At 55.7% G+C, this 12,994-nt stretch carries 10 protein-coding genes; 1 reads left to right on the forward strand and 9 read right to left on the reverse strand.

The features are described 5' to 3' along the window. From gspG to EQV93_RS19800, 4 genes are all read right to left on the reverse strand, one after another. Window positions 1-426 carry a type II secretion system major pseudopilin GspG gene (gspG, locus tag EQV93_RS19785; protein ID WP_240892268.1) on the reverse strand — a complete coding sequence of 142 codons (426 nt, stop codon included), beginning with the start codon at window positions 424-426 and terminating at the stop codon, window positions 1-3. A gap of 10 nt (window positions 427-436) precedes the next feature. Beyond that, window positions 437-1,639 carry a type II secretion system inner membrane protein GspF gene (gene gspF / locus EQV93_RS19790; protein ID WP_240892269.1) on the reverse strand — a complete coding sequence of 401 codons (1,203 nt, stop codon included), beginning with the start codon at window positions 1,637-1,639 and terminating at the stop codon, window positions 437-439. A 2-nt stretch (window positions 1,640-1,641) separates the two neighbouring features. After that, complete coding sequence (gene gspE / locus EQV93_RS19795; protein WP_240892270.1) at window positions 1,642-3,366, reverse strand: type II secretion system ATPase GspE; 1,725 nt, start codon at window positions 3,364-3,366, stop codon at window positions 1,642-1,644. 84 nt (window positions 3,367-3,450) lie between these two features. Next, window positions 3,451-3,678, reverse strand: a complete 228-nt coding sequence (locus EQV93_RS19800; protein WP_122785600.1) for a hypothetical protein — start codon at window positions 3,676-3,678, stop codon at window positions 3,451-3,453. A 463-nt stretch (window positions 3,679-4,141) separates the two neighbouring features. Between EQV93_RS19800 and EQV93_RS19805 the strand changes: the two genes are divergently transcribed. After that, on the forward strand, window positions 4,142-6,880 hold the full coding sequence (locus EQV93_RS19805) for a beta-glucosidase (protein ID WP_240892271.1): 2,739 nt from the start codon (window positions 4,142-4,144) through the stop codon (window positions 6,878-6,880). A gap of 112 nt (window positions 6,881-6,992) precedes the next feature. Here the strand turns inward: EQV93_RS19805 and EQV93_RS19810 are convergent, their stop codons facing one another. From EQV93_RS19810 to EQV93_RS19830, 5 genes are all read right to left on the reverse strand, one after another. Further along, window positions 6,993-7,619: a TetR/AcrR family transcriptional regulator gene (locus EQV93_RS19810; protein WP_146387309.1), complete on the reverse strand. Its 627-nt coding sequence runs from the start codon at window positions 7,617-7,619 to the stop codon at window positions 6,993-6,995. Window positions 7,620-7,855: 236 nt separating this feature from the next. After that, window positions 7,856-8,365, reverse strand: coding sequence for a flavin reductase family protein (locus EQV93_RS19815; protein ID WP_122785582.1), 510 nt, complete (start codon window positions 8,363-8,365; stop codon window positions 7,856-7,858). A gap of 9 nt (window positions 8,366-8,374) precedes the next feature. Then, window positions 8,375-9,415 (reverse strand): methionine synthase, encoded by a 1,041-nt coding sequence (locus tag EQV93_RS19820; protein ID WP_146387313.1) that lies wholly within the window; start codon window positions 9,413-9,415, stop codon window positions 8,375-8,377. 27 nt (window positions 9,416-9,442) lie between these two features. Next, window positions 9,443-10,426, reverse strand: coding sequence for a DUF1852 domain-containing protein (locus EQV93_RS19825; protein ID WP_240892272.1), 984 nt, complete (start codon window positions 10,424-10,426; stop codon window positions 9,443-9,445). 168 nt (window positions 10,427-10,594) lie between these two features. After that, entirely contained in the window at window positions 10,595-12,913 is a 2,319-nt protein-coding gene (locus EQV93_RS19830) for a PfaD family polyunsaturated fatty acid/polyketide biosynthesis protein (RefSeq protein WP_240892273.1), read from the reverse strand. Between the last annotated feature and the right edge of the window lie 81 nt (window positions 12,914-12,994).

Here is a 12,994-nt window from a genome sequence, read left to right on the forward strand (position 1 = left end):
TTATTCCCAGTTACCCAGGTCGGCCTTGTAGCCATCGCCGCCGGGTTGACCATCTTGACCGAAGAACATCAGGTCGAAGCTGCCGTGCTCACCGGGGTATCGGTAGCCGAATGAATGGCCGAAAGGGTCCTTGAGGTCGCTCGGTTTGGCGTACGGCCCGGCCCAACCGCTGCTGTTGGCAGGCTTGGTGATCAGCTGCTGCAAATTGGCCGGGGGCGTGCCGACATCCAGGCCGTAGCTTTCGACTTTCATGCCGAGGCTGGCCAGTTGAGCCTTGCCGGCGCCGTACTTGCCTTTGTCGACGTTACCGCCGACCTGACGCACCACAATGGTGGCCACAATCCCCAGCAGTACAATCACCGCGAGCATTTCCAGCAGGGTGAATCCGCCCTGACGACGGCGTTGGGCGGGTTTGAATCGAGTCATAGGGGTTTCCTCAAATATTACTGGTCAGGCTCATCAGCGGGAGCATGATGGCCAGCATGATCACCGCCACCATGACGGCCATGATCACGGTCAAACTGGGTACGAGTGCTGCAAGCATGCGGTCGATGCCACGCTTGGCTTCGACATCGAAAACGTCGGCGACTTTGAGCAGCATGCTGTCGAGGTTGCCGGCCTGTTCGCCGACCTCAATCATTTGCAGAGCCAGCTCGGGCAACAGCGGTTGCTCACCGAAAGCCTGAGCCAGGGTGCCGCCAGCCTTGACCCAGTCGGTGGCATGTTCGACCTGAGCACGCAGCGCATGGTTGCCACACACTTGGCGAACAATGCTCATGGCCTGAAGCAGGGGCACGCCGTTGTTCAGCAAGGTTCCCAGGGTGCGGGCCAGTCGGGCGGCTTCGACACGTTGCAACAACGGGCCGATGACCTTTAGCGTCAATATGCGGCGGTCGTGTCGCTGACGCCGTTGTGGGTCACGCCTCAATACTGCAACGCCCCAGATCGACGCCACACTGGCCCCCAGCAGTAGCAGGCCGTAGGCACTCAAAAATTCGCCGAGCCACAAAATGGCCTGCGTGATCAGCGGAATGGGCACGCCCAGGTCGCGAAAGATCGGCACAAACTGCGGCACAACATAGGCCAGCAGCAACGCCAGCGAGCCGAGGACGCCGACCACCAAAAAGATCGGATAAATCAGTGCATTGATGACTTCGCCGCGCAGTTTCTGGCTGCGTTCCAGGTAGTCGCTGAGCTGACGCAGGGTGCTCTCCAGCGAACCCCCGGCTTCACCGGCACGCACCATGCTGATGTAGAGGCTGGAAAACTGCCCGTGCTCCTCTTCCAGCGCCTGACTCAAAGGCTTGCCCGCTTTGACTTGCTCGCGCACCCGTTCCAGCAGGGCCTGACGCTTGGCATCATGGTTCTGTCGCAACAGCGTGCCCAGCGCCCGCTCCAGTGGCTGGCCGGCACCGATCAGCGTGGCCAACTGCTGGGTAAAACTGACCAGCGCCGCACCGCTCAGGGCACTGCGCCGCATAACAATGCCCGGCCCGCTGCTGGCACTGTTTTGCAGGCTGAGCAGCAACAGTCCGCGTTTTTGCAGGGTGGCCGCCGCTGCGCTTTGGTCAGCGGCTTGCAGCGTGCCGTTTTGCGCAACGCCATCGGCGTCCAGTGCGCGGTATTTGAAATGCGCCATGATCAATCGCCGCGTGTCACACGCAGCACCTCTTCGAGTGACGTGACACCGGCCACGGCCTGCCGCAACCCTTCTTCGTAGAGCGTACGCAAGCCGCCGCGGCGGGCGGCCTGTTCGAGGGTTGAGGCATCGGCCTGACGCATTAGCAGGCTGCGCAGTTCTTCGTTCATCACCAACAGTTCAGTGATCGCACTGCGCCCGTGATAACCGCCGTTGGCCTGATCGCTGGCGGGTTGGTAGAGCATGATCGGACGTTGATCGGTTAAGCGCTCCAGCCCATGGGCCGCCACCAGTTCGGCGGGTGCTTCGAAGGCGATGCGCGTGGCGGGATCGAGCCTGCGCACCAGTCGCTGGGCCAGAATGCCTTTGACCGTTGAGGCAATCAGGTAGCTTTCGACCCCCATGTCGAGCAGCCGCGTGATACTCGCAGCTGCGCTGTTGGTGTGCAGGGTGGAGAGTACAAGGTGGCCGGTGAGCGAAGACTGAATGGCGATGCGGCAGGTTTCCAGGTCGCGCATTTCGCCGATCATGATCACGTCCGGGTCTTGACGCACAATGGAGCGCAGTGCACCGGCGAAGTCGAGGCCAATGGAAGGCTTGACCTGAATCTGGTTGATGCCTTCGAGCTGATACTCCACCGGGTCTTCGACCGTAATGATCTTGCGTTCGGCGGTATTGAGGCGTGACAGCGCGGTGTACAGAGTGGTGGTCTTACCCGAGCCGGTGGGGCCGGTGACCAGCAGAATGCCGTGGGGGTTATCCAGCACGTCGAGAAAGTTCTGCAAGCGCTCGCCGTCCATGCCCAGACTGGGAAAGTCGAAGCTGACGGTCTGACGGTCGAGCAGGCGCATCACCACTGACTCGCCGAAACTGGTGGGCACCGTACTGACCCTCAGGTCCAGCTCCTTGCCTTGAATGCGCAACATGATCCGGCCGTCCTGAGGCAAGCGGCGCTCGGCAATGTCCAGCCGGGCCAGAATTTTCAGGCGCGAAATAATGGCGGCCGAAGAGCTGGAGGGCGGCGCCTCTGATTCGTGCAGCACACCGTCAATGCGGTAACGCACTTTGAGTTGGCTTTCGAAGGGCTCAATGTGGATGTCGGAGGCGCGCTGTTCGACTGCGCGTTGCAGGATCAGGTTGACCAGACGGATCACCGGCGCTTCCGAGGCCAGGTCTTTGAGATGTTCGATGTCATCTTCGGCGCCGCTATGCTCGTCCAGCGTCTCGATCAGCGAGCCCATGGCCGAGCGGCCCTGACCGTAGAATCGTTCGATCAGCACGTCCACGTCGCTGGCCAGCCCTACCGACACATACACCGGCGTCTGGCAGGCGTAGCGCACGGCTTGTAACGCATAGGCGTTGCCGGGGTTGGCCGTCAACACATGTACACCGTCAGCATGGGTGCCGATCGGCAGCAGTCGGTGATGACGCATAAAACGCTCACTCAGGCTTGGCAGCGCATCGCCGGGCAGCGGTACGGCGTCCGCCATCAGCAGCGGTGCGCCAAGGGTCGAGGCCCATGCCCGGGCTACGTCCAGTTCGGACACCAGCCCCAGGCGTGTCAGCAGCTCAGTCAATGAACTGCCCGCAGATTCTTGTGCCAGACGGCGTGCCCGGTCCAGGTCACCGGTCTTGAGGCCTGCATGGGCCAATAACCAGGCACACAAGGCATGAGCCGAGTGCTCACTCAGGTGTTCGAGGTGGACGGGAATCAAAGATGTGGGCACGAAGTGACTTCAAATAACGACGAACAACAAGGGACTAAATCAAGACCCTTGTCATTCGTGGGTAATAATTAAGTGCGAATAACGTTAGTTGTTGCGAGTGTCGGATTTTGCTGTCGGGCGACCGCGTTTGTTTTCGTCCGCTTTAACTTGTTTATGTGCCTTGTTATCGACTTTTTCCTTTTTGGTCTGAGTCATTACGGTGGAGTCAGGTGCGCCTGATGCGGTATCTGTCGTATTCGATTCTGCGGCCATTGCCGTAGTGGCTATTGCGAATGTCATGGCAGCGACAGCACCAAGTAGTGGCAATTTCATATTAAATATCTCCGTGCGGGTGGCAGTGTTGAAATGATGGCAACTTTGCTGTGCAACGGCTCCGTCCAAGGCGATTCCTTCTCAGGTGCCCGAATTCAGAGGGTTGCAAGGGGCGTCGACAAATTCACTAAACCTACAGACATGTTGGTTTAGGAAGAGTTCAGCAAATGTATCAAAAAATTTCAATATTTTACCGAATGTATATTTTTGTTTGACTTCAACTAAAAACAACTGCCTTAATTTAAATGGAGCGAGGGTCTACCGCGCTATTAACTGGCACTGTGCCAGTAACTTTGTATTTATTTAGTCTGTCGCCCAAGTTCATTGCTTGCAGGTGCGTCATTTTTCTTTGTCCGCTGTTTCTGTTTGAAGCCTCGGTATAGGCGAACTATTGCCTTGAATAAAGAGGTTTGGCCTGTCAACTGCGGCAATTGCGCGCGGCGATATATGGAGCGTTATTCTGATGCGAACCCGTAGAACTTTAGGTGCTCATTCGGCACTGGCCCTGTTGAGTCTGGCAGTCGGGCACGCCAACGCGGCGTCGACCACGACTCAAGAGCAATTGGCCGCCAAGGAAGTTCGTGCTGACAAGGCCGCCGAAAAAACCCTGGCCAAGATGACCCAGGAAGAGAAGTTGGCCTACATCGGCGGGATCGGTGGCTGGGACGTTAAACCACTGACGCAATACGGCGTGCCGCAGATTCATGGTGCCGACGGCGGCGCCGGGATTCGCTACACCAGCGAAGGTAACGACTCGGGTGTGGTCTATCCGTCCGGCCAAAACTTGGCCGCCACCTTCAACCCGCGTCGCGCCATCGACTTTGGCCGTGCGCTGGGTTACGACACCGCCACCGGCGGCTATCAGTTCGTCACGGGGCCGGGCATGAACCTCTATCGCATGCCGTGGAGCGGTCGTGCGTTTGAATACCTCTCCGGTGAAGACCCGTTCCTGGGAGCCAGCCTTGGGCCTGCGGTCATCAACGGTATCCAGCAGCGCCGTGTCTGGGCTGAAGCCAAGCACTATGCGGCCAACGATCAGGAAACCAATCGCTTCATCCTTAATCAGGTGATGCCTGAGCGTGTGCTGCGCGAGTTGACCTTGCCGCCATTTGAATCGGCCACCAAGAACAGCACTGTGGCAATGATGATGTGTGCGTTCCAGAAGGTGAATGGCGAGTACGCGTGCGAAAACAAACACCTGATCGCCCAGATCCTGAAAAAAGAGTGGGGTTACAAAGGTCTGGTACAAAGCGACTACAACGCCATTGTCCATGGTCTGCCGGCGGCTCAGGCAGGCTCCGACCTGGACATGATGGGTGGCCAGATGAACAGCTCGGTGCTCAAGCCGTATCTGGACAGTGGCGAGCTGGACATGGCAACCGTTGATGACAAGGTTCGCCGCATCCTCAAGAACATCTACCTGTACCAGTTCGACAAGTTCGCACCGCTGACCACGCACAACATGAACAGCGCTACCAGTAACAAAGTTGCGCTGAACATCGCCCGTGAAGGCATCGTGCTGCTCAAGAACCACAACGACGTATTGCCGCTGGACAAGGCCAAGGTCAAACGCATCGCAGTGGTCGGTGATCTGGCCAAGTACGCGCCGCCCACCGGCTTCGGCAGTGCCCACGTTGACGCCACCCGTTACATCAGTGAGCTGAGCGGTTTGCAGCAAATGGCTCCCGGCGCCAAAGTCGAGTTTCTTGATGGCCTGTCGCTGGACCCGACCGCGTCGCAGTGGACGACCCACGACAGCAAGGGTAACGCCGTAGCCGGCATGAAAACCGAGTACTTTGCCAATGCCAACTGGTCCGGTGACCCGGCGGCGACGCGCATCGACAGCTACGTCAACATGGACTGGTCCACCGACGATCTACCGAGCAATGGCGATACGGCCAATACTTCGATTCGCTGGAGCGGCCAGATGACGCCGGTCACCAGCGGCGAACAGGTGTTCAAGGTGCGCGCTGACGGTGCCGTGCGTTTGTGGGTCAATGGTGAAAAGATCATCGACAATGGCGATGGCGAAAACATCACCAACAAGAGCATCCCGCCGACCATTCCGGTGTCGGGCAAGATCAAGCTGCAAGCCGGCAAGTCTTATGACGTGAAGCTTGAGTACTCGCGTCGCGACGGTTTCCTGTCCACCATGGGCGGACTGGTTGGCGTGCAAATGGCCTGGGCTTCGCTGGCCGCACCCCAGGACCTGTCCAAATACGACGCCGTTGTGGTTGCCGTGGGTAACAGCAACGAATACGAAGGTGAAGGTTTCGACCACAGCTTCGACTTGCCTGAGTACCAGAACGAGCTGATTCGTAACATTGCCAAGGCCAACCCCAACACCATCGTCACTCTGCACGGCGGTACGGGCCTGAAGATGAGCGACTGGATCGATCAGGTGCCGGCTGCGCTGCATGCGTTCTATCCGGGGCAAAACGGCGGTCAGGCATTGGCTGAAATTCTATTCGGCAAGGTCAACCCGTCGGGCAAGTTGCCGATCAGTATCGAACGCAACATCGAAGACAACCCGTTGTACGCGGACTTCCCGAACTTCGACAACTCCCGCACCCTGAAAGAAATCAGCTACAAGAACGACCTGACCATGCTGGGCTATCGCGGTTACGACAAAACCGGCACCAAGCCGTTGTTCGCTTTCGGCCACGGCCTGTCGTATACCCACTTCACCTACAACAACATCTCGGTGACGCCGGGTGTTGCGGTGGGCAATACGCCGATCAAGGTCTCCTTCGACCTGACCAACAGCGGCCAGCGCGCCGGCTCCGAAGTGGCTGAGCTGTATGTCGGTCAGCAGAACCCTACCGTTGAACGCGCGGTCAAAGAACTCAAGGGTTACAAGAAGGTCTTCCTGAAACCGGGTGAAACCCGTCACGTCACCATCGAACTGAATGATCGTTCGCTGGCTTACTACGACGACAAGAGCAAGCAGTGGGTGGTCGATGCCGACACCTTTAACATCAGCCTGGGTGCCGCATCGGATGACATTCGTTTGAACGCCAAGCTGGTCAACTCATTCCGTCAGGAACTGTCGACCACCACCAGCAACCCGTTGCCCCGTTCGGCCTTGAACTCGGTCAAAGTCACGCTGCCAGCCGTCACGACCGGCGGTGTTTTCGACCAGAGCGAGAACGTCAATGACAACAACGGTGATGCCGATTACGAAGGCAACGCTGACTACTGACCGTAGGGGCGCCAGGGCGGGGAAGGGCGTGAAAGCCAGCCCCCGGTTTTGTTGCCACTGAAATGAGTCGAAGCCCCGGGGTGATCCAGCGATAAAGGATCACCTCGGGGCTTCAGGCTTTAATGTCCCGCTTGACCGAAGCCATAAAGCTTTCAAAGCGCGAGATCAGGTCGACTTTTTCCGGAAACCGCAGCCACTGCAACTGCAAGCCGTCCATCATGGCCAGCACGTGGGCAATCGTTGCATCCAGATCCACATCCCCGCGCACTTCACCCGCTACCACCAGATGGTCGAGGCGGGCGCGCATCCGCTCATGGATAGCCTGGTAGCGCGACTGATACCACTCCCAGGCCGGATGGGTGTCCACCAGGCTCTCGGCATTGAGAATACTGAACGCCCGAATCACACCCGGGGCTGTCGCGTTCGATCGATTGATCTGCTGCAACCCTTCAATAAAACCATCGAGCGTCGGCTCAGTCTGTGCCGCGTCGGAGGCTCTCTGGTTAATTTCGTCGCGCCGGGTCAGCACCGCCATCAGCAGTGAGACTTTGTTGGGGAAATGATGGAGCACACCGGCGACCGAGATACCGACGTGTTCGGCAATCCCGGCAATCGACGCCCCGGCATACCCCTTGATTGAGAACATGACCAGTGCGGCATCCAGCAGTTCTTCGCGACGTTTCTCGCCTTTGGGCGCTCGGCGTGTTCGGGGGGCAGTGTCTGATGTATTTTCGGGCATAAGTGATTTCCTGGCGCTTCCCTTCGTTTCAGGTCTTGCAGCGATTCGAGCAGGTGCACATTGTATAGGCGTGCGGCCCCATACCTCGACAGGTCACTTGTGTAACGGTGCAACTGATTTTAATCAAGCGAAAATGGCCAGCCCCAGGTGCAGGCCAATGGCCCCAACCGTTGCACTCGGGCAGGTTAAGGCACTGGCTGGGGTTTCAGCACGAAGAGGGTCACGCAGATCTGCGCTCAAACGGCACTGCTGGCCGCGAGGTTGCAGTATTGCCCTTTGAAATACAGCAACGGCTGCGTCGACGCTGCTACTTGCAGGTTTAACGCTTTCACTTCACCCATCACGATCAAGTGATCACCCGCGACGTATTCGGCGTGAATTTCGCAATCCAGCCAGTGCAGGCTGCCGGCAATCAGCGGATTGCCCAGTGGCGATGCCTGCCACTCGACACCGTGCCATTTGTCCGTGCCCCGAAGAGCGAACTGGTTGGAAATACTGACTTGTTCAGCGGACAGGATATTGACGGCGAATCGACCTGCCTGGCGTATCCGGGGATAGCTGGCCGAACGGGCCATGACACTGAACGACACCAGCGGTGGATTCATCGACACGCTATAGAACGACTGGCAAGTGAAGCCTATCGGTTCGCCATCAATGCAAGAGGTGATCACCGTAATACCTGAGGCGTAGTGCCCCAGGGCTTCGCGAAAACTCAATGGATCGATAGCCATGCAGGTAAGAGACATGAACAAGCCTTAATAAGGGGCACTCGTTTGAAGTTCTCTTCGGACGATGTCCGCACCTGCAGTCAATGCCTGTAACTTGCCTCTTGCGATTTGGCGAGGGAGAGGCGCCATGCCACAGTTGGTGCAGGGATACAGTTTGTCGGCATCGACGAACTTCAGGGCTTGTCGCAGGGTGTTGGCGACTTGCTCGGGTGTTTCAATACTGTGAGACGCCACATCGATTGCCCCCACCATTACTTTTTTACCGCGAATCAGCTCCATGAGTTCCATAGGGACATGCGAGTTATGACACTCCAGTGAAATGATGTCGATGCTGGATTTTTGCAGCTTGGGGAACGCTTCTTCATATTGACGCCATTCTGACCCCAGTGTTTTTTTCCAGTCGGTATTGGCCTTGATGCCATAGCCATAGCAAATATGCACCGCCGTTTCACATTTCAGGCCTTCAATGGCCCGTTCTAAAGTGGCCACCCCCCACTCATTCACCTCATCAAAGAACACATTAAAAGCGGGCTCGTCGAACTGGATAATATCCACGCCGGCGGCTTCTAATTCATGGGCTTCTTCATTGAGAATCTTGGCAAATTCCCAAGCCAGTTTTTCGCGGCTTTTATAATGAGCGTCATGCAGGGTATCGATCATCGTCATGGGGCCAGGCAGCGCCCATTTAATAGGTTGGCCGGTGTGCTGACGTAAAAACTTGGCATCTTCGACAAACACGGATTTTTGCCGACTTACGGCCCCCACGACCGTCGGTACGCTGGCATCGTAACGGTCACGAATTCTGACCGTCTCGCGTTTTTCAAAATCAACGCCGTTGAGGTGTTCAATAAAGGTCGTGACAAAGTGTTGGCGAGTCTGTTCACCGTCACTGACAATATCGATGCCCGCTTGTTGTTGTGCTTGCAATGACAAAAGCAAAGCATCCTGTTTGCCTTCAGCCAATGTTTCTTCTTGCAGTTTCCAGGGCGACCACAGTGTCTCGGGTTGTGCAAGCCAGGACGGTTTAGGCAAGCTGCCAGCGGTTGAAGTGGGTAGTAATTTTTTCATGAAAGTTAGCCTTGTATTTCTTGACAGTCAAAGGGCGTACTGCGAGGACCACTGCTCCAGCAGGGCATGGTGGGGCTTGATGAAGTGCTCCTCCACGAACTTGCCCTGTTCAATCGCCAGTTGGCTACGTTCTTCTCGATCATAAACAATTCGAGTCAGTGAATAATCCTGGTGCTTCAAACTTGGCTGATAGGATTTTCCTGCGGCCGAATTGGCATTATAGATTTCTGCACGGTAGATCTTTTGGAACGTGTCCATCGTGCTAATGGTGCTGATCAGTTCAAGCGCTGTGTAATCGCGCAGTAAATCGCCGGAGAAATAAAAAGCCAACGGCGCAACACTGTGTGGCGGCATGAAGTAACGAACGCTTAACCCCATTTTTTTGAAGTAATCATCCGTCAAGGAGTGTTCATCTTGCTGGTATTCAACACCCAGTACCGGGTGTTGGTTTTCAGTCTGATGGTAGGTCTTGTTGCTCGAAACGCTCAGGCAGATGACAGGCGGCTTATGAAAGTTGTCGGTGTAACTGCTTGAATTTACGAAGCACTTGAATAACTGCCCGTGCAGGTCACCAAAGGTCTCGGGCAAGCTGAACTCGGCACTGTCTTTATTGTGCGCCTGCAACAGCACGCTGAAATCATAATCGCGTACATAAGAGGAAAAATTGTTCCCCACAATGCCGTCGATACGCTCATTGGTATTATGATCAATGATCTGTGTTTTTAAAATTTCAATCAGGGGTATGGCAGGGCCAGTGCCCGGCGTATCAATGTTCATTTCGGCTGAAATAATATCGATTTCAACTGAGTAGCGATCGCCGTTGGGGTTGTCCCAATGGGCCAAGGCATTGAAACGATTATTTATCATGTTGAGGGTGTTGCGCAGGTTCTCCTGGCGACTCTGGCCTCGGGCCAAGTTGGCAAAGTTAGTGGTCGTGCGGGTGTTTTCAGACGGCTGATAATGTTCGTTGAATGGAATACTCTTAATGGTAAAGGTAAAGTGATTATTCATCTTGATTCGGTGCCTTGATGACTGAGGTTAAATCTGATGGCGGACGGGAAGTGTCCATCTGCATTTCAGATTCTCGGCGGTTCACTCAGTTGTCTTGAGAGTGTTTGTTAGGGCCTAGTTTAGGCTGAGGCATTGAGATGAATACAATGAATTGATTTCACTGAATCGTTAGCGCTGTTCATGATCGGGCGCGGTCAGTGGATCAAGTGAAACTGGGATGTGACCTTGCCTGCAACCTGGATCTGTTGCGCCGTTTAAAAGAGCGAGCGCAATCGCGTCAACGTGTCGGTGTTGCCAAGGTTGAAGAGGCGAGTTTTTGCACCATTGATTGAAGGCGCCTAACGCCGTTCCTGTTTGGATCTGGTAGTTCACCGGGTCTTCGCCTGTGTTGCTCAATGCAAGGTCCATGGAGTAACGCCAGTACTCGCGAAAGACATGGGCCATGCGTACCTTGGGGTTGGATTGAGCATGTTTGATGTCACGACAACGGTTTTCTTTTGTGAGCCTTTGCAAAAGTTCGCTCCACACCTCTGCCAGGCTGCGCCTGAACACATCGCGCTCCAGGCTCGCTCGCTCGTCTGGCGGAATGTCGTCAAGGCTGTTATGGCGCTGGTAGAGCGTGGTAAGCCAAGTCGCGCGGGCGGTAAATAACGACCTGTTGTTAAGTACCTGGATCGTTGAGTCGCTCTCATACAGGATGTGACTCGGTGCGTAGGTCATGTCCTCAATGCTGGCTTTTTCCAGCAAGAATTTGACGTTGTCCGTGGCGCCTGATTCGACGGTGCACTGGTTGATTGAGCCGGTCAGAATAAAGTCCGCCCCTAACATGAAAGCGATCCCTGCCGCCGATGGCGTACCAATACTGCCAGCTAGGCCCAAGGTCATTGGGTCCTGGTACTGAAAGCGTTTTGTCATAACCTGACGCAACTCGTGGACGGCGGGAAACAGTACGAAGAGGCTACCTCGTGTATTCATACCGCCTGAATCGGTCTGGACACACAGGTCGTCACTCATGGGGATGTGTTTGGCCATCTCGGCCTGATCAGCACTGATAGCGCCTTCGTTCAACAAGTCCTGAACCAGATAGTCGGGTGCAGGGCTCATGAATGCCTGTGCGATCGGGAGGTTCGTGACCTTGGCTAAAATCCGATGCGTGCACTCAATCTTGCCGGCATTTCGGCGTAGGCCCTTGACGCGGAACAGCACCAGCGCGGTGGTGATTTTGTCGAACCAAGACACTTCCAGATGCTGTACGTTGCACTTCAAAAACAGGTTCACTAAAGCTCGATCATCCCCTGGCAGCGCGGGGTTAGCCATGAGGTTCAGGCCGTAGGGTTGATCATGGGAAAGCGTGGCTTGCAGGGTTTTTATCGCCTTCTCTACGTCGGCCAGGCTCATCTCTGCGGTACCCAAATAAGCAAGCATGCCTGACTGTGCCATACGGGCAACCAGCGCTGGCGAACTGATGCCGCGTAGCATTCCTCCCGCCACATAGGCGTATTTCAAACCATAGCGTTCGCGAAACACAGCGCTGCCCAATCGTTGAGCCTCTGTTTGCGAGTGCTCGGGTGTCATCACTGGCGCGTCGCAAGCAGGTTCAGTGGGCGCATGTTGTAGGGGAGGTGACGGGCTTGTTCGTTGTATCTCTTCAACCAGCTTGCTGAGCACATGACTGCCCGCTCGTTCGGGGGTAGCGCCTATTTCTTCATAAGTGAAATCACCCTGAGCGATCAGGTAACGGATGCTGTCGACCCACAGCACCGGGCACGCCACTTGACGGGCCAACAGGGCAGCAACCTGTCCGCTGAGATAAGGGCGACCTGTGGCATTGGCGATGGCAAGAATGTTGGGGTCGTTAAAGGTGAAATCGTTTAAAAATTCTGCAAACAGCGCTTGTGCAGGGAGCATATGAGGGGAATGAAAGGCTGCACTGACGTTCAAAACGATGCAGTGCAAGCCTCGTTTAGTGAAGTATTGTTCTGCCGCCAGGATAGAAGGCGTATCACCCGCAATGACCGACTGGGTGGGTGAGTTGAAGTTCGCAAGGCTGACGGTCGTCAATCCTCGTGCGTTTAGAAGGTTTTGCACCTCGTCGGCGGGCAATCCCAATACGGCCGCCATACTGCCTGCACCAACTTGGCTCATCAGTTGACCGCGCTTTTGTACCAGGCGTAACCCCGTTTCAAAATCAAAACATCCCGCAGCCAGTAGTGCTCCGTACTCACCTACACTATGCCCAACTACGGCCTCGGGCGCTAAGTTGGATTCGCGTGCACGATAATAGTGCATTGAGCTCACAACATAGATGGCAGGTTGTGTGTATTGGGTCAACCGTAGTTGGTTGTCGGAGTCTTCAAGGCATAACTTTTTCAGTGAATAACCCAATAAGGTTGAGGCTTTTTCGTCAAGTTCCGAGAAGTCATTCCACAGTTGGCCGCCCATTCCCCTGTATTGAGTACCTTGACCGGGGAATAGTAGCGTTTTCATGGCATCACACCTTCTTGAGTGGGCTGGATGTTTAAAGTCTGGCGTGATCTTAAACAATGTAAAGGCGCTGATAGATGAAGT

It is taken from the genome of Pseudomonas sp. TMW22091, from assembly GCF_022496705.1.
In the GTDB taxonomy this organism is placed as follows: domain Bacteria; phylum Pseudomonadota; class Gammaproteobacteria; order Pseudomonadales; family Pseudomonadaceae; genus Aquipseudomonas; species Aquipseudomonas saxonica.